16 protein-coding genes are annotated in these 17,518 nt (G+C 67.7%); 7 read left to right on the top strand and 9 right to left on the bottom strand.

Going from position 1 to position 17,518, the window contains the following annotated elements:
- Nucleotides 1-208: 208 nt before the first annotated feature.
- The 3 genes from IU452_RS22195 to IU452_RS22185 all read right to left on the bottom strand — a co-directional run bounded on the left by IU452_RS22195 (nucleotide 209) and on the right by IU452_RS22185 (nucleotide 4,247).
- Entirely contained in the window at nucleotides 209-1,450 is a 1,242-nt protein-coding gene (locus IU452_RS22195; protein WP_195111045.1) for a phthiocerol/phthiodiolone dimycocerosyl transferase family protein, read from the bottom strand.
- A 462-nt stretch (nucleotides 1,451-1,912) separates the two neighbouring features.
- Nucleotides 1,913-3,277 carry an NlpC/P60 family protein gene (locus IU452_RS22190; RefSeq protein WP_324192750.1) on the bottom strand — a complete coding sequence of 455 codons (1,365 nt, stop codon included), beginning with the start codon at nucleotides 3,275-3,277 and terminating at the stop codon, nucleotides 1,913-1,915.
- A gap of 415 nt (nucleotides 3,278-3,692) precedes the next feature.
- Nucleotides 3,693-4,247, bottom strand: coding sequence for a DUF6676 family protein (locus IU452_RS22185; protein WP_195111043.1), 555 nt, complete (start codon nucleotides 4,245-4,247; stop codon nucleotides 3,693-3,695).
- Between the two features lie 297 nt (nucleotides 4,248-4,544).
- Between IU452_RS22185 and IU452_RS22180 the strand changes: the two genes are divergently transcribed.
- Complete coding sequence (locus IU452_RS22180) at nucleotides 4,545-7,373, top strand: aconitate hydratase (RefSeq protein ID WP_195111042.1); 2,829 nt, start codon at nucleotides 4,545-4,547, stop codon at nucleotides 7,371-7,373.
- Nucleotides 7,374-7,637: 264 nt separating this feature from the next.
- On the top strand, nucleotides 7,638-8,204 hold the full coding sequence (locus IU452_RS22175; RefSeq protein ID WP_195111041.1) for a TetR/AcrR family transcriptional regulator: 567 nt from the start codon (nucleotides 7,638-7,640) through the stop codon (nucleotides 8,202-8,204).
- A 39-nt stretch (nucleotides 8,205-8,243) separates the two neighbouring features.
- On the opposite strand, the gene IU452_RS22170 is transcribed toward IU452_RS22175, so the two are convergent.
- The 3 genes from IU452_RS22170 to IU452_RS22160 form a co-directional block, all read right to left on the bottom strand.
- On the bottom strand, nucleotides 8,244-9,044 hold the full coding sequence (locus tag IU452_RS22170; RefSeq protein WP_195111040.1) for a hypothetical protein: 801 nt from the start codon (nucleotides 9,042-9,044) through the stop codon (nucleotides 8,244-8,246).
- A gap of 76 nt (nucleotides 9,045-9,120) precedes the next feature.
- Nucleotides 9,121-10,626, bottom strand: a complete 1,506-nt coding sequence (locus IU452_RS22165) for an amidohydrolase family protein (protein WP_195111039.1) — start codon at nucleotides 10,624-10,626, stop codon at nucleotides 9,121-9,123.
- A gap of 69 nt (nucleotides 10,627-10,695) precedes the next feature.
- Nucleotides 10,696-11,472 (bottom strand): alpha/beta fold hydrolase, encoded by a 777-nt coding sequence (locus tag IU452_RS22160; protein WP_195111038.1) that lies wholly within the window; start codon nucleotides 11,470-11,472, stop codon nucleotides 10,696-10,698.
- A 77-nt stretch (nucleotides 11,473-11,549) separates the two neighbouring features.
- Between IU452_RS22160 and IU452_RS22155 the strand changes: the two genes are divergently transcribed.
- The 4 genes from IU452_RS22155 (at nucleotide 11,550) to IU452_RS22140 (ending at nucleotide 14,181) form a co-directional block, all read left to right on the top strand.
- Entirely contained in the window at nucleotides 11,550-12,083 is a 534-nt protein-coding gene (locus IU452_RS22155) for a PadR family transcriptional regulator (RefSeq protein ID WP_195111037.1), read from the top strand.
- Between the two features lie 66 nt (nucleotides 12,084-12,149).
- Nucleotides 12,150-12,566, top strand: coding sequence for an acyl-CoA thioesterase (locus tag IU452_RS22150; RefSeq protein WP_195111036.1), 417 nt, complete (start codon nucleotides 12,150-12,152; stop codon nucleotides 12,564-12,566).
- Nucleotides 12,567-12,741: 175 nt separating this feature from the next.
- Nucleotides 12,742-13,206: a hypothetical protein gene (locus tag IU452_RS22145; protein ID WP_195111035.1), complete on the top strand. Its 465-nt coding sequence runs from the start codon at nucleotides 12,742-12,744 to the stop codon at nucleotides 13,204-13,206.
- A 12-nt stretch (nucleotides 13,207-13,218) separates the two neighbouring features.
- Complete coding sequence (locus tag IU452_RS22140; protein ID WP_195111034.1) at nucleotides 13,219-14,181, top strand: MvdC/MvdD family ATP grasp protein; 963 nt, start codon at nucleotides 13,219-13,221, stop codon at nucleotides 14,179-14,181.
- Nucleotides 14,182-14,193: 12 nt separating this feature from the next.
- On the opposite strand, the gene IU452_RS22135 is transcribed toward IU452_RS22140, so the two are convergent.
- Nucleotides 14,194-14,700, bottom strand: coding sequence for a MarR family winged helix-turn-helix transcriptional regulator (locus IU452_RS22135; RefSeq protein WP_195111033.1), 507 nt, complete (start codon nucleotides 14,698-14,700; stop codon nucleotides 14,194-14,196).
- A gap of 72 nt (nucleotides 14,701-14,772) precedes the next feature.
- Here IU452_RS22135 and IU452_RS22130 point away from each other — a divergent pair, with 72 nt between their 5' ends.
- On the top strand, nucleotides 14,773-15,276 hold the full coding sequence (locus IU452_RS22130; protein ID WP_195111032.1) for a cupin domain-containing protein: 504 nt from the start codon (nucleotides 14,773-14,775) through the stop codon (nucleotides 15,274-15,276).
- 517 nt (nucleotides 15,277-15,793) lie between these two features.
- Here the strand turns inward: IU452_RS22130 and IU452_RS22125 are convergent.
- A complete protein-coding gene (locus tag IU452_RS22125) occupies nucleotides 15,794-16,033 on the bottom strand; it encodes a helix-turn-helix domain-containing protein (RefSeq protein ID WP_036567627.1) in 240 nt (79 codons plus the stop codon).
- Between the two features lie 116 nt (nucleotides 16,034-16,149).
- A complete protein-coding gene (locus IU452_RS38320; protein WP_228818518.1) occupies nucleotides 16,150-17,514 on the bottom strand; it encodes a CAP domain-containing protein in 1,365 nt (454 codons plus the stop codon).
- Nucleotides 17,515-17,518: the final 4 nt, after the last annotated feature.

The raw sequence follows: 17,518 nt of genomic DNA, 5'->3' as shown, positions 1-17,518 counted from the left end.
TTCCAGGTTCGGCATCCTCCCCCAACGCGGCCAGGGGATTCGGCAGTACTCCCTCGCGGTTTCCTGCTGATTCCTGCTTCGCCGACCGCTCGGTTGCCGAGGGTCTCCACAGGCTGTAACCGCTTGCCCAGCGGCCCGCCGCCGTAATACGCGACACACTGCACAGTAACGCACATCGCGCGCGGCGGCCGCTGGACAGCGCCGGTGATCACCCCCGCGACAGCAGCCGGTTCAGCTGCTCGCGCAGCGCGTCGATGGCGCGCTGCCCGGACAGCGGGTCGTTGTCGAGCTGCGGGAGTTCGATGCTGAGCCGCCCGTCGAAGGTGCTGACGAGAAAGGCGCTGCCCCAGGCCGGCTGGGTGGGCGCGTCGGGGGCGACCCTGGCGTGGAAGGTGCCGCGGAAATCGGTGAGCCGCAACGCGCCGGGCGAGCGCAGCGCCGGCACCGGGCCCCAGTTCGTCATCACGATCGCCCCGTCGCCCAACGCCTCCCCGGCCCGGGCCATCGCCTGCGCGTCGCTCAGCTGCAGGGCACTGCGCTGGATGCTGCCCTCGGCGAGTCCGGCGTGCAGCTGCGCGCAGACCTCGCGGCCCACGGCGACCGCCTCGGGTTCGACATCGGCGGCCTGGAAGGTGGCGAAACCGAGGACGTTGGTGCCCTCGGTGAGGCCGATCTGCGGGGTGAGCCGGGTCCGCAGGTTCACCGGGTACACATAGATCAGCTCCGCCAGTGGCTTCTCGCGCAGCTCCGCCTGGGCGAGCAGGACCGCGCCGGACAGCAGGCCGTTGATGGTGACCCGCTCGCGGTGGCCCAGCGCGGCCAGGGCCGCGGTCTCCTCGGCGGTCAGGCGGTGGCGGGCCATCGCCAGGGTGACCGGTTCGGTGGCGGGCGGCTGGGGCGGGAGCTGCTCGGCCGCGAGGTCGGCCGCCGGGGATTCGGGGACGCCGCCTTCGATGCCGCGCTCGGCCAGCAGCTGCTCCACCGACTTGGGATAGGGCTGGCAGGCCAGCTCGGCGGCGGCACCGTCGACGATATCGGTGTAGCGGGCCCACAGCGCCTCGAGGACCCCGAAGGAGTGGTAGGCGTCGGCGATGCTGTGATGGGTCGCCAGGGTCACGCACGACTGGGCGCCGTCGCGGACGACGGTCAGTCCGCTGAGCGCGCGCTGCTGATCCAGATCCGCCCCGGCCAGGCCGCGCTCCAGGTCACCGCCGCCGACCTGCACCTGCGGGCGAGCATCGGAGGTGACGATGACCGCGTCGCCGTCGGCGGTGGTGTCGATGCGGGCCGCCAGCACCGGATAGGCATCGATCACCGACTGGTAGGCGGCGTCGAGCGCCTCGAGATTCAGGTCGCCGGAGGTGCGGACGGAATATCCGACGTAGAGCTGGTTGCCGGTGAACATCGCCTCGCTGGGTGCCAGCGAACGCGCGATTCCGGACGTGGTCATGAGGGTCTCCCATTCACTGCACGGTCTGTCGACCGACTCGAAAATTTATTGCACAGGCGATGCGAAATTCGCAGTCGTCATCACCTACCGAGACGTCGGTGCCGCGCGGAATAGCCACCCGCACGAAATTCGGCTCGCGCGGGCGAGGCATTGTCAATTCTTTGCAGGCGGAGAATCGGTAGGCGAACCGATGGGAATGCCGCCCGGGATTACGGGAACGGCGGCTCGGCTGTGACCGACGGGCATCGTGTAATCCATTCCAGCACAAGAGCTTTCAACGCAGCCTCCGGCACGGGAGCGGGAAATACAAGGTCACGAACGCACGCTAACAGTTACTACCGAGTGGTAGCAACAGGAAATCGAGAGGGTACTCAGAGTCGCAAGACCGGCCGGTTCGGTTCCGATTGTCCGATTCCTGGACAGTCGTTCAGATCATTTTCCTGGTTATATAGACAGCCGGTATCACTCGATCAGTCGTACTGCGTAAGGCATAATTCCGCCCTCGCGCACCGGAGAGATTTTGACCACATCGCCGGATTCGGGTGCCTCGATCATTTTTCCGCCGCCCAGATACAGCGCCACGTGTTCGCTGCCGTTCGGACCCCAGAACAGCATGTCGCCGCGCTCACGCTCGGCCACCGGAACGCGGGTGCCCATGTTGTATTGATAGCCGCTGTAGTGCGGCAGCGAAATCCCGATACCCGCGAAGGCGTAGATCATCAGCCCGGAGCAGTCGAAGCCGACCTTGTTGAAATCGCCGTAACTGTCGGCGACACCGCCGTCGTGGATGCCCAGCGTCGGCCCGTCCTCGTCGCCGCCGCCCCAGGCGTAGGTCACGCCCAGCTGCGACATCGCCCGATCGACGACGGTCTCGATCTGCTCGGCCCGGCTGCCCGAGGGGCGGCTCGGCGGATTCGGCATCGACCGGTGCGGCGGCGGGTCGTTGCCGAGCTGGGTGTGCGGGCGTTTGCCGTCGCCCAGCTGCGCGGCGCGGTCCTGAGCCTCCCGGTTGGCCGCGGCGCGCGCGGCGGCCGCCGCCGCGGCGGCCTGGGCGGCGGCCTCCTCGGCCCGGCGCTGGCGATCCCAGGCCAGGAACGCCTCGCGCTGCCCCTGCAGCCCGGCGACTCGCTCGCGGGCCGCGTTCAGCCGCTGCTGTGCCGAATCGCGTTGCTGAACAAGGGCATTGCGGCGAGCCGCCTGCTGTTCCTGGGCGGCCTTGACCGCCGCGACGGCTTCGAGGGCCTCGATCTTCTTCTGCTCGGCTTCGGCCGCCGCGGCATCGGCGGCCTGTTTGGCCTTGCGCGCGGCCGAATCCTTGTTCGCCTGTTCGACCTGGGCCCGGCGCAGCCGTTCCAGGGCGTCCTGCTGGGACTTCGACGCGATGGCCAGGGTCTGACCGCGTTCGAGCGCGGTGGCCGGGTCGGCGCCCGCGAGGACGTTGACCATCGACGAGGTCCCCGGCTGGGTGTATGCCTCGATGGCGAACTTGTCGAATTCACTGCGCGCCTGGGTCACCTTGGTGCCGGCATCGGCCAGATCACGCTGGGTGCCCGCGACGACGGCCGCGGCCGCATCGGCGGCCTCGCGGGCGGTCTGCAGATCGACCAGCGCCTTGTTGACCGCCTCGCGCTTGCGGGCGACCTCGGTATCGAGCTGCTGCAACTGCTGTTCGGCCCCGGCAACCTCGTTGATCAACCCGCTGACCTCGGTGACCGACGCGTCGACCTGGCCGTTGGCCGAGGCGATGTCCCCGTCGCTCGGATTGGCCGGTGGCGGCGGCGCCGCGCTCACCACCGTGGCGGTCACCGTCAACGCGATCGTGCACATCAGCAACCCGAGAGCGACCCATAGCGGGCCACCTCGCCCCCTTGCCGACACTTGCATCACACCTCCCTGGATCCCACCGCGGCCCCGGGGAACGAGACGTCACCGGGACTGCGCAGGGCGATCAGTCACCGGCATCGCCTCACGAGCACCAGCTGGAACCGCAGTATTCAGCGGTAGCCGGCAACCCATGCGACACATCTTCCCCAAGAGTGTCGTTCCAAACCGTACGACACTTCCTCCACGGATGAAACAGTGGCAACAGAAACCCATACGGATATTTCGGGCGTTGCCAATGATTTGCCAGATGCGGATAAGGGTTCTATCGGACAAAACAAACCGTACGTTCAGTGGAACGGACGGCTACGGACCAAGTGTTAATGGGTCCGGTCCGGGATCCAGAGGGGATGACGAGAAATCAGACGCGCGCGGAGCGTTCGTCGTCCGTCGTCGCCGCCCGTTGACGAGCAGCGCGCCGCGATTTGACGAAGTACAGCCCGCCGACCGCGATGACGGTTCCCGCCAGCAGGACTCCGGTGACCGCCGTCCATGACAGCTTCTCCGGAGTCTCGAGGTGGTCGACGAAGATGCGAGCGGCCACCGCGCTCTGCCCACCCGTGTACTTGGCCGTGTCCTCGGCCCACTCGAGCCGGGCCCGGGTGAACGTATCGCTGTAGGTGCCCACCCAGCTGTCACTGAAAACGGCGACCGTGCCGTGTTCGGCCTTGCCGACGTCCGTGGCCAGGTCGCGCAGATCGGATTCGCGGGCCGGATTGCCCGGCACGACAACGATACTCAGCGGAATGCCGTGTTCTCGAGCATCATTCACGATGGCCGCAAGTTCGTCCTGGTTCTTCCCCTTCGGCGCGGCGACGTGGTTGTCGGCCAGGTCCACCAGGATCGCGTCCACATCGGTATCCGGCGGTAGTTCCGCTGCCATGGGGGTGAAAACCGAGGTGTACGAGACGGTCATCTTCCATCCGGTCTTGTCGAGCCGCCCAGCGGGCGACGAGCATCCAACACAGTTCAGGCGATCAGCAGGGTGGCGGCACGCCGAAATTGAGCACTCCGCCGGGCCCCGAGTGCACAGTACGCGACCGGGGCATGATGGATGCCGGGACGCCTCGCTGGACGTGCCCCGCGCGTTTCATAGGACAAGCGTACTGTTAGGGTTGGAAGTACGAGGCGCACAGCCCAGCCTGCGCCCTCGACCGGGTCGTCGGCACAGCCCCGCCGACGATCACCCTCACCGACGAGTGGAGCTGAACGTATGACGAGCATCGATACATTCGGCGCCAAGGGCACCCTGCAGGTCGGAGATCGGTCGTATGAGATCTTCCGCCTCTCCGCCGTGCCCGGCACCGAGAAGCTGCCCTACGCCCTGAAGGTCCTCGCGGAGAACCTGCTTCGCACCGAGGACGGCGCCAACATCACCGCCGACCACATCCGCGCCATCGCCAACTGGGACGCCAAGGCCGAGCCCAGCACCGAGATCCAGTTCACCCCGGCCCGCGTGATCATGCAGGACTTCACCGGTGTGCCCTGCATCGTGGACCTGGCGACCATGCGCGAGGCCGTCACCACCCTGGGCGGCGACCCGGACAAGGTGAACCCGCTGGCCCCCGCCGAGATGGTCATCGACCACTCGGTCATCATCGATGTGTTCGGCCGTGAGGACGCCTTCGAGCGCAACGTCGACATCGAATACCAGCGCAACGGCGAGCGCTACCAGTTCCTGCGCTGGGGCCAGACCGTCTTCGACGACTTCAAGGTCGTGCCGCCGTCGACCGGCATCGTGCACCAGGTCAACATCGAGCACCTGGCCCGCGTCGTCATGACCCGCGACGGCCAGGCCTATCCGGACACCTGCGTCGGCACCGACTCGCACACCACCATGGTGAACGGCCTGGGCGTGCTGGGCTGGGGCGTCGGCGGTATCGAGGCCGAGGCGGCCATGCTGGGCCAGCCGGTCTCGATGCTGATCCCGCGCGTGGTCGGCTTCAAGCTGACCGGCGAGATCAAGCCGGGCGTGACCGCCACCGACGTCGTGCTCACCGTCACCGACATGCTGCGCAAGCACGGTGTGGTCGGCAAGTTCGTCGAGTTCTACGGCAAGGGCGTGGCCGAGGTGCCGCTGGCCAACCGCGCCACCCTGGGCAACATGAGCCCCGAATTCGGTTCCACCGCAGCGATCTTCCCGATCGACCAGGTCACCCTGGACTACCTGCACCTGACCGGCCGCAGCGACGAGCAGGTCGCGCTGGTCGAGGCCTACGCCAAGGAGCAGGGCCTGTGGCACGACGCCGACAAGGAGCCGGAGTACTCGGAGTACCTGGAGCTCGACCTGTCGACCGTGGTGCCGTCCATCGCCGGCCCGAAGCGTCCGCAGGACCGAATCCTGTTGTCGGAGTCCAAGGTCGCCTTCCGCAAGGACATCCACAACTACACCTCCGATCCGGAGGGGTCCGCCGCGGCGATCACCCCGCACTCGCATCTGGACGAGGCCATCGAGGAGTCCTTCCCGGCCAGCGATCCGGCCGTGCTGTCGTTCGCCGACGACGACGCGGTGCTGCCGACCGCCGCCAACGGCGCGACCGGCCGCCCGTCCAAGCCGGTGAAGGTGCACACCGAGGAATACGGCGACTTCGTGCTCGACCACGGCGCCGTGGTGGTCGCCTCGATCACCTCCTGCACCAACACCTCCAACCCGTCGGTCATGCTGGGCGCGGCCCTGCTGGCCCGCAACGCGGTGGACAAGGGCCTGAGCCGCAAGCCGTGGGTCAAGACCTCGATGGCGCCGGGTTCGCAGGTCGTCAACGACTACTACGAGAAGGCCGGGCTGTGGCCGTATCTCGAGAAGCTGGGCTTCAACCTGGTCGCCTTCGGCTGCGCCACCTGCATCGGCAACACCGGCCCGCTGCCGGAGGAGATCTCCAAGGCGGTCAACGACAACGACCTCACCGTCACCGCGGTGCTGTCGGGTAACCGCAACTTCGAGGGCCGCATCTCCCCCGACGTGAAGATGAACTACCTGGCCTCGCCGCCGCTGGTCATCGCCTACGCGCTCGCGGGCACGATGGACTTCGACTTCGAGCACGACGCCCTCGGCAAGGACAAGGACGGCAACGACGTCTACCTGAAGGACATCTGGCCTTCGCCGCAGGAGATCCAGGACACCATCGACCGCGTCATCAGCCGCGACATGTTCGTCAAGGACTACGCGGACGTGTTCAAGGGCGACGAGCGCTGGCGCAACCTGCCCACCCCGGAGGGCAAGACCTTCGCGTGGGCCGAGGACTCCACCTACGTGCGCAAGGCCCCCTACTTCGACGGCATGCCGGAGAAGCCGGAGCCGGTCACCGATATCACCGGTGCGCGCGTGCTGGCGCTGCTGGGCGATTCGGTCACCACCGACCACATCTCCCCCGCGGGCAACATCAAGCCGGGCACCCCGGCCGCGCAGTACCTCGAGTCCAACGGCGTCGAGCGCAAGGACTACAACTCCTACGGCTCGCGCCGCGGTAACCACGAGGTGATGATCCGCGGCACCTTCGCCAACATCCGGCTGCGCAACATGGTGCTCGACACCATCGGCAAGAACGATGTCACCGGTGGTTACACCCGCGACTTCACCCAGGACGGCGGTCCGCAGGCGTTCATCTACGATGCCTCGCAGAACTACCAGAAGGCCGGCATCCCGCTGGTCGTGCTGGGCGGCAAGGAGTACGGCTCGGGTTCCTCGCGCGACTGGGCGGCCAAGGGCACCCGCCTGCTGGGCGTGCGCGCGGTCATCGCCGAGTCGTTCGAGCGCATCCACCGCTCCAACCTGATCGGCATGGGCGTGATCCCGCTGCAGTTCCCGCAGGGTGAATCGGCCAAGTCGCTCAAGCTGGACGGCACCGAGACCTTCGATATCGAGGGCATCACCAAGCTGAACGAGGGGGTGACTCCGAAGACCTTGAAAGTGACCGCAACCAAGGAGAACGGAGACAAGATCACCTTCGACGCGGTTGTCCGCATCGACACCCCCGGTGAGGCCGACTACTACCGCAACGGCGGCATCCTGCAGTACGTGCTGCGCAACATGATCGCTGCGTAGGATTTGCCGCCTCCGGCGGCGGGTTCGCGCCCTCGAAGTCTCGCGTTCGCGCGCCCGAGACTCGCGCCTACGGCGCGTGCGCTTCGGGCACGCCAACGCGAGACGGGCGCGAACGTCGCTCGTAAGACTCGCTCCCGACGGGGTTGCGAGAGTGCGAAACTTGCGAACACGGCAGCAGGTTGGCCCCACCCCACTCGTAACGTGAGAGCCCCCGCGTCGGCGCAGCGCTGACGCGGGGGTCCGTGTATCCCGCTGGAGGAGCCCATGCCCAAGGTCAGTGACGACCATCTCGCCGCCCGGCGCAGCCAGATTCTGGACGGGGCGCGGCGCTGCTTCGCCGAATACGGCTACGAGGGCGCGACCGTGCGTCGCCTGGAGGAGGCCATCGGGCTGTCCCGGGGTGCGATCTTCCACCACTTCCGCGACAAGGATGCGCTGTTTCTCGCGCTGGCCCAGGAGGATGCCGGGCGCATGGCCGAGGTGGCGGCCAATCAGGGCATCGTGCAGGTGATGCGCGAAATGCTCGCCAATCCGGAGCAGTACAACTGGCTGGGCACCCGGCTCGAGATCGCCAGACGCCTGCGCACCGACCCGGAGTTCGCCGCCAGCTGGACCCAGCGCTCCGCCGAACTCACCGCCGCCACGCTGGCCCGTCTGGAACGCCGCAAGGCCGCGGGCGCGCTGCGCGACGACGTGCCCACCGATGTGCTGCTGGGCTATCTCGACCTCGTGCTGGACGGCCTCATCGCCCGCATCGCCTCCGGCCACGCCAACGAGAACCTCGAAGCCGTCCTGGATCTGGTGGAAGCCTCGGTGCGGCGCAAACACTGACCTATACGGCCGGCCACCGAAGGTGCCGCTGATGTCCGATCAGCCACCGAAAGTGTCGTTGATGTACTGCGCCGCATGGGTCGTCCACGTCACGGTCTCTCCGGGCAGGTTGTGGAACGCATACAGCACATGCTCACCATCCGGCGGCGGCTTCAGGTATCCGGCGACACCGTCCACGGTCTCCGCATACCGTTGCAGATTCGCCACCGGGTCGCGCAACAGCCAGCGCAGCAACTCCTGGAAGATCAGCGGCCCGACATTTCCCACGCGGGCGCCCTCCACGAACGCGAACGGCGAAATTCCCACGTCGATGATGCGCAAAGGGGAATCCGCCGGAGACGCGGTGATGATGTCCCCAGGATTGGCGTATTCGCGCACGGCAACCCGCTCCGGCCACGGCCCGTGCTGACCGTGCAGCCCGAAGGTCTCCGGCGGGCACAGGTTTTTCACCGAGTCCCCGGCCCGGCGCACCGGATTGCCGATATTCACCGCGAAGGCGATTTCGAGCGGACTGCCGTCGGTGTTGGTGAACTCTCCCGTTTGCACCCCCTCGAGAATGCGGCCGACGACGACCCCACCCAACGAATTACTCAGCAGCCCGCAGACATTCGGCGAGTTCCGGATCGCCGCCACCCCTGCGGCCGTGCCGATCCGCACGGAGGTGTTCAGCGAGGGACCCCACAGCTCGGGAACCGGTCCGATCGAGGCGGGCCAGTCCGGCTCGTACCAACTGAAATATCGAGGATCCAGCAGCCCGGTCACCGCCTGCAGCATGCCCGAGGCGGTCCCATCGGGATTTCGCACCTCTCCAGTGCCTCGGAATGTGATGATGTCGATCATCGATCTCTCCCTACCGTGTAGTACTACGGTAGATCCGGACGAGCCTCGGCGAATGGATAACCGCAGGCATTCGCATTCATCCGCAACAGTGGATCGGCAGCAGATCCTCCGGTGGCGCCTCGTCTTCAGCGCGCGCGGCCGATTCCACCTCGGCGAAGATCCGGGCGCGATCGTCCGGGCCGAGGTAGCGTCCCCGTGCCAGCACCGCGTGGATTCGGCTGGTGTTGGTGATGGACGCCAGCGGATCGGCGTCCAGGACAACGAGATCGGCGAACTTGCCCGGCTCGACCGTTCCGGTGAGATGTTCTATGCCCAGGCAGCGCGCGGCGTCACGCGTTGCTGCCTGCAGAGCCCGCAGTGGCGAAAGCCCTGCCCGCACAAGCAGTTCCAACTCCTCATGCAAGGCCGAGCCGGGAAAGACGTAGGGCACGCCCGTGTCGGTGCCCGCCACGATGCCGACCCCGGCGGCGTGCAGCGCGCCGAGCAGGTCCATGGTCGCCCGATGGTTGTAGCGCAGCGCGGCCTTCACCTCCTCGGGCCGCGCATCGGTCTGCCGTACCGTGTCCCGCCACCAGCTCTGCACGGACGCAGGCATATACCGCAACCGCTCGTCGTCTCGATCGCCGGGGAACTCACCCGACTCCAGACTCCGCAGCACCACCAGCGTCGGTGACAGCCAGCTGCCATGTCGGATCATTCGATCCCCAAGGTCCGCAACGGCTTCCGGGCTGTGCGTCTCGGCCGCCACCCGCTCGAGCTGGGCCCTGTTCGCATAGAACCCGTCGGGATCGACCGCTTCCGGGGACATGTTCTCGATCTGGGCGTACAGCTCTCCCGCCCGCGCCGAGGTGGACAGCAACAACCCGTACATATGCTCGAGGGTGTATTGCCCGGCCACCACGGCCTCTCCCGCCGGGATCCGGTAGGGCACGTGTCCCGCGAAGCGGATGCCCACCCGATGCGACTCGTCGGCGATGGCCGTGAAGGTCTCCCGAGTCAGTAGCGAGTAGACCTTGACGAAATCCGCCCCGTCGCGCCGGGCGCGTCGCACCGCGTCGCGGGCCTGCGCCTCGCCGGTCACCACCTCCGAGCCCGGCCAGATACCGGGCGGCCCGTCGACGATGTTGCTGGCCACCACCATGCGGGGGCCGAATGCCTGCCCTTGTTCGATCCGCCGGCGCAGATCGTGCGTCTGCGGGAACCCCCACATCTCTCGGATGCCGGTGACACCGTGCACCACGTGCAGCGGCGGCACGATCGCTTCCATCGGCGCCGCATGCGTGTGCATATCCCACAGGCCCGGCACGATGTACTTGCCCGTCAGATCGACAGTGCGGATCGCTTGTGGCACAGCGATATCCGGATACCGGCCCACGGCGAGGATCCGGTCCCCGGCCAGCACGACCGTCGTATCGGGCCGCGGCGGCGCATCGGTGCCGTCGATCACGGTGGCCCCGTGCAGCACCGTGATCGGCGCTTCGGCGTCCGCGCGGGCGGCCGAGGCGGCCGCACCACCGGTGATCGCACCGACCGCTCCCGCCCCCACCAGCCGCAGGAAATCCGCACGGCTCAGTGCGTGCATGGCCCACCTCCACCCGTCCGGCCGATCCGACGGTACCGCGAAAGGCGTTGATTCCGAAGGGCAATGCCGCTACCGCTCGGCCAGGAAACGGCCGACGATCGCGGCCACCTCGTCCACATGGCTGAGGTACACGTCATGGCCCGCACCCTCGACCACCGCCAGTTCGGTATTCGGGCGCCGGGCCACCATCTCCCGGGCGTGGTCGGGCGGGACCACGGCGCTGTCGCCGCCCAGCAGCACCAGGGCGGGCTGCGCGCTGCCGGTCCAGTCGTCCCACCAGTCGCCGATCACGCCGCGTTTGACCGCGCGCATATCGTCGGCGTCCCAGGGGAAATACCAACCGTCCTCGTCTTCGACGGCGCTTTCCAGGAAATGGAACGGCACGCCCATCGACACCAGCCGCCCCAGCGCGTCGTGCATCTCGGTGAGACTGTCGAAGCGCGTGGGCAATTCGGCCAGCCACGGGTCGGCGAACTCGCCGGCCGACACCGGGAAGTCGATGGCGACAAAGGCTTCCACCAGATCGGGGCGCCGCGCGGCGATCTGATAGGCGTTGATCGCCCCGAGGGAATGCCCCACGATCGTGACCGGACCGAGGCCGAGTTTCTCGATCACCGCCACGGCGTCGGCTACGAATCCCTCCCGTGAATAGTCGCCGGGTTTGTCGGATCGGCCGTGCCCGCGCTGATCCGGAGCGATGATGCGGCGGCCGAGCCGCTGCGCCAGCGGCATCCAGCAGCGGCCACGGCCGAACGTGCCGTGCAGGGCCAGCAGCGGGCGCCCGGGACCGCCGGAGTCGACATAGGCGAGGCGAATTCCGTCGGGGGTGGTCAGGTGATCGGTCATGTCGGAAACTCTAATCGAGTGTCTCGAATAGAGACAACTCGATTAGAGATAGGTCGATTAGAGGGTAGGGTAGCGACATGCTGGAGCTGAGCATCCTGGGCTTCCTGTTCGAGCAGCCCATGCACGCCTACGAGCTGCGCCAACGCATCTCCGGCCTGTCCGGCCACATTCGCCCGGTCAGCGACGGCGCGCTGTATCCGGCGCTGAACCGGATGCGAGCGGCCGGGTTGCTGACCAAACAGCACGATCCGCAGACCGGGCGGCAGATGCTCTCACTCACCGAGGAGGGGCGCGCCGAACTGCTGCGCCGGCTGCGCGATCCCGCGCCGGTGGAGATCACCGACCGCAACAACTTCCTGATCCTGCTCGCCTTCCTGGGCCACCTGCCCGATCCGGCGGATCAGCTCGCGGTGCTGCGGCGGCGCCTCGACTTCTACGAGCAGCCCGCCAGTTACTTTTATGATCAGGGTCGGCCGCTGCGGGCCGCCGAGATGACCGATCGGTTCCGCCGGGGCATGTTGACGCTGGCGGCGGCCACCCGTAAGGCCGACAAGGAGTGGTTGCGCGCGGAGATCGCCGACCTCGAACAAGCGCTGCAGCACGCGCGGTAACGGCTCCGTGATCCAGAACACGCACGTACCGGAAATAGTCCCTAGTGGCCGGAGGTTTGCCCAGTTATGACCTTCGCTGTGCCCGTCACCGTCCGCGGCTACGAACTCGATGTCAACGGCCATCTCAACCAGGCCGTGTACCACCAGTACGCCGAGCACGCGCGGTGGGAGATCATGCGCGCAGCGGGCCTGATCCCGGAAAAGATGCAGGCCGCCGGTGTCGGACCGATCGTGCTGGAATCGACGGTGAAATACCTGCGCGAACTGCACATCGGCGACGAGGTGACCGTCACCGCCGAATTCCTCTGGGCCGAGGGCAAGATCTTCCGGATGCGCCAGCAGGTCGTCAAGCTCGACGGGACCGTATCCGCCGAGTTCACCGTGGTGCTCGGATTGCTGGACCTGACCGCGCGCAAACTCGTCCCGAATCCGATCGACCGATTCCGCGAATTGGCCGAATCGCCCGATCTGCTCGGGCTGTGACCGGTTGAGCGGTCAACCGAAAATCTTTCGGCGATAGGCCTTTACACACACGTCGTGCACGTCTGCACATGCACGTGAAATCTTTCGTTGCGAACCGATCGGCGGACGCGGCGGGATATGATCCAGATCACGCTCGGCTTCCGTGGCAAACCGCGAGCAGATCGGAGACCAGCCCATGATCGACGCCGTTCGGTTATCCCCGCGTCGGGATTCGCATCCGGAGGACACCTCCGTACCGCCGCTGTCCGGCTACCTCGTGACGGAGTCGGAGCAATCGCTCAGAGTCCGCGTCAGTGACGGCATCTGGACCTTCGACAGAGCCGATATCCTCGCCGTCGAGCGAGCCGACCGCACACCGGCCGATTCCGGCGAAAAACCCGTCCGGGTGCGCATTCGCCCCGGCACCACCGCGGATTTCACCCGCCGGGTGCGCATCGAGCTCACCGAGCGCCCGATGACCGTGCCCCGCGAGCACTCTCCCGCACGTGGCGACGACATGCTCGCGCGCCTGACCGAGAAGTGGGCCCGCGGACTGCAGTTGGCCACCACACGCGGGGTCGGCGGCGCCACCTTCACCTATTGCCAGACCCGCACCGACGCGCGCAGCGACGACGGCACCGCCTGCGACAGCCTGGACTGAGGAATCTCTCGGATGGACACCGGCGCGGCGGGTTCGGTGCTGATCGTCACCGAGCCGGACGACGTGCACGCCGACGCGATGACCGCGACCCTGCGAAAACACCACGGGCTCATCCCGATTCGGCTGGATATGCGCGAGTTTCCGCGCGAGAGCGGCAGTTTCCGGCTCGACCGCGACGGCACCGCGCGGTCGCTGTCGCATGTGCTCGGCCTCGACGACGTCACCGCGGTGTGGTGGCGGCGCCCGCATCAGTGCCGGGTGCCGGGCGGGGTGCGGCGCGCCGACGACGAATACCGGCAGGCCGAATGCGACGGGTTCCTGCAGGGTCTGCTGTGGTCGATTCCGGCGCTGTGGGTCAACGACCCCGGCGCCGATCGCACGGCCTGCCGCAAGATCGTGCAATTGGAGACGGCGCGGCGCTCCGGTTTCGCCGTTCCCGAGACCCTGATCACCAACGATCCCGACGAGGCCCGCTCCTTCGTCGGATCCCGGCCCGGCGCGGTGGTGTACAAGCGCACCGGCACCGGGCGGGCCACCTTCTCCGAAACGCGCCTGGTCACGCCCGCCGACCTCGGGCGACTGGAGACCATCCGCTCGGCGCCGACCACCTTCCAGGACTACATCGAGGCCGACTGCGATCTGCGGGTGGTGTGGATCGACGGGGTCGAGTGGGCGGTGCGCATCGACTCGCAATCCGGTGTGGGACGGGTGGATTCGCGGCTGGACACCTCGGTCGAGTTCGCTCCCGCGCGGCTGCCCGCCGCGGTGAGCAAGTCGCTGGCGACGCTGATGGGCGCGCTCGGGCTGGCGTTCGGCGTGCTCGACATCCGGCTCGGCGCCGATGGTGAGTACTGGTTCCTGGAAGTCAACCCGCAGGGGCAGTTCGCCTATCTGGAGATCAAGACCGGGTTGCCGATCTTCGAGAGTCTGGCGAACTTTCTGGTCACCGCCGATGCCACGGTGCCGGGGTTCTGACGCCGCCCCGGATCACTGCCCGGTTTCCAGGCTCGCCAGCAGCGTGCGCAGGACGCGGTCGAGATGGCGGCGGTCCTCGGCCGGCAGCACCGACAGCAGCCGGGTTTCGTTCTCGGTGTGCTCGGTGACGACCGCATCGACCAGCTCACGACCGGCCGGGGTCAACGCGACGCGCACCGCGCGCCGGTCCTCGGCGTCGGCGGTGCGGCGCACCAGGCCCGCGGTCTCCAGGCGATCCAGGCGGCCGGTCATCCCCGCGCGCGACAGCATCAGGGTGTCGGCGAGTGCCGAGGGGTTCAGTTCGAACGGTTCGCCCGTACGACGGAGCGCCGCAAGGACATCGAATTCGCCGCGTTGCAGGCCGTACTCGGCGAAGACCGCCTCGATCGCCCGCGACGCCAGCAGGTGCAGCCGGGCCAGCCGCCCGATGATCGCCATCGCCTCCAGCTCCAGATCCGGTCGTTCCCGCCGCCACTGCGCCGCGATGGCGTCGACCGCGTCGGCCTTCGAAGTCACCATGGCCGGGATTCTATTCGCTGGGATATAGTTCGGTAGCGAACTATTCGATAGCGAACTACTGGAGTGGGGATCATGCAGGTCACGAAGCCGTCCATGCCCGCAGTCATCCGTCAGCCCGCCGAGGCCGAGGTGCGCCGGACCGCCGAGGTCACGATGCGGCTGCTCATCGATGCCGAGGAGACCGGCCGCAGCGTCAGCACGCTCGAGGTGACGATGGCGACCGGTGCCGATGGTGCGTCGCCGCACTATCACACCCGTTCGGAGGAGCTGTTCTACGTCGCCGACGGTGAACTGCAGGTGATGGCGGGCGAGGAGATCGTCACCGTCGGAACGGGCGGGTCGATCGTGGTGCCGCGGTTCATGCCGCATGCGTTCGGCGCGGCGCCGGGCAGCCCGGCCCGCATCCTCATCGCCCTGACGCCGGGTGTGCAGCGGTTCGAGTACTTCCGGACGCTCGAACGGTTCGCCCATGGACAGGCGACGCCTGCCGAGATGGCGGCGGTGGGAGACGAGTACGACAACCACTTCGTGGATGCGCCGCGCTGGTGGGCAGAGCGGAATGCCAACCGCCAGTGAGGAGTTGGGTGCCGCGCACCTTCCGCTGCGACACCCCCTGCGCCCGCGTCCCAGCACCCCTATGCCCGTGCGATTCCGGCGTGCTTTCGGCCGGAATCCCTTGCGGTCCCGGCCAAAAGCACGCCGGGACGGAAACGGGAACACGCCGGATCCGGAACCGAGCGGGAACACGCCGGACCCGGAACCGAGCCGGAACGCGCCAAATCCGGAACCGAGCCGGAACGCGCCGGATCCGGGACCGAGACGGGAACGCGCCGGATCCGGGACCGAGACGGGAACGCGCCGGATCCGGGACCGAGACGGGAACGCGCCGGATCCGGGACCGAGACGGGAACGCGCCGGATCCGGGACCGAGACGGGAACGTGCCGGAGCCGAGGCTGGGCATGCCCGTGCCTCGACGGGTGCCCCGGCACCACCGGATCGGCGCGTGACGCATCATTCTCCCGGGCGGGGCTTTACGCGGAATGTTCGCGAAAAGCCAAGCCGTCCAGGGGAACTCGCGTTCGTCTAGCCGTCTTACTTGCTGGCCGACTTGCGGCGGTTCGCGCCACCGCGGCTGCGGAGTTGCACATGCGACTCCACGAGCACGTTGTGGATGAACCCGTACGAGCGGCCGGTCTCCCGTGCCAGTGAGCGGATACTCGCTCCCGCCTCGTACTGCTTCTTGAGCTGGGATTGCAGGCGGTCTCGCGACTTTCCGGTGACGCGCGTGCCCTTACCCAGCGTGGACTTCCCTTGTGCGGGCCTGTCACTCATGGCTTCCTCCGGTCGCCCTGCAGCCTCATTCCAGGCTAGACACTCCGCTCTCCGTGATCAACGCCTCTCTGTGATTCGCATCACCAATTCGGCGTCCAGGGTAGGCCGAAACCCCCTCAGCCCCACCACTGGCCTCCGCCCTGACCTGCGAGCAGGCCGAAGGCCTCGTCCCAGGACGAGTCGAAACTGTCACCCCAGGAATTCCACGATGTATTGCCTGCATTGCCAGTAGGGGCATCGAAGCCGTTGCTCCACGGGTCCCACGAGGCGTCACCCGCAGTGTCGGAGGGCGTGTCGAAGCCATTGCTCCAGGGGTCCCAGGACGAGTCGTCGGCGGTCGACGGAGTGCCGAACCAGTCGTCCCAAGGATTCGAGGAGGCGGTGTCGCCCTCGTTCGAGGAGGCGTCGGCGTCGCCACTCCACGGATCCCCCGAGGCGTCGTCACCGGCGGCAGAGGGCGCATCTCCCCCATCGCCCCAAGGATCCCACGAGGCATCCTCACCGCCGCCGGAGGGCGCACCACCGTCGCCCCACGGATCCGACGAGTCGGCACCGCCGCCGGAGGGCGCATCGCCTGCGCCCGAGGGATCCGATGTGTCACTGTCGCTGCCGTCGTCCCAGGGGATCCACGAACCATCGGGACCGTCACCGGCGTCTTGGCCGTCGTCGCCGCCCGACGGCTTATCCGCGCCTTGGCCGCCCGAGGGCTTACCCGAATCTTGGTCACCGCCGGACGGTTCACCCGCCCCTTGCCCGCCACCGGACGGCTTGCCCGAACCCTGCCCACCGGACGGCTTGCCAGACCCCTGACCACCCCCGGACGGCTTACCCGAACCCTGACCACCGGAGGGCTTATCCGATCCGCCGCCACTGCCGGACGGCGTGGCCGCGCCTTGGCCGCCGCCGGAAGGCTTACCCGAACCCTGGCCGTCCCCCGAGGGTTTACCCGAACCGTGTCCCCCACCGCCCGGCTTATCCGCTGCCTTGCCGTTGGAAGTGCCGAAATCCTGTGTCCAGTAAGGAGTTCCGTTTCCGTTCTGCGCGTATCCGACGCCGATGTCGTGCAGGCCGCAATTGAGGATGTTGGCGCGGTGACCCGCGCTGTTCATCCACGCGTCGACCACTTCCTCGGCGGTCCGCTGGCCCATCGCGATGTTCTCGGCCCAGGTCCGGGCGCGGTATCCGGCCGCGCTGATTCGGTCGCCCGGATCACCGGCCGACGAATTGTGGTCGAAGAAGCCGCGCCGGGCCATGTCCTCGCTGTGGGATTGCGCGGCGTCGGTGAGATGGCTTTCGGCTTTCAGGGCGGGGCAGCCGGCCTTCGCGCGTTCGGCGTTGGTCAGGCTGATCACCTCGTCGGCGGCGGATTGTGACTGCGGTGCCGCGGCGGCGAGCGGGGTCCCGGCGAGGGCGCAGACGGTGAGGGCCGACAGGCCGACCGTGGCGGACAACGAGCGCATGGTGGCCGATGAGAAACTCATAATG

Source organism: Nocardia transvalensis (assembly GCF_015477765.1).
Taxonomy (GTDB): domain Bacteria; phylum Actinomycetota; class Actinomycetes; order Mycobacteriales; family Mycobacteriaceae; genus Nocardia; species Nocardia transvalensis_A.
This window is presented reverse-complemented; position numbering and strand designations above follow the sequence as displayed.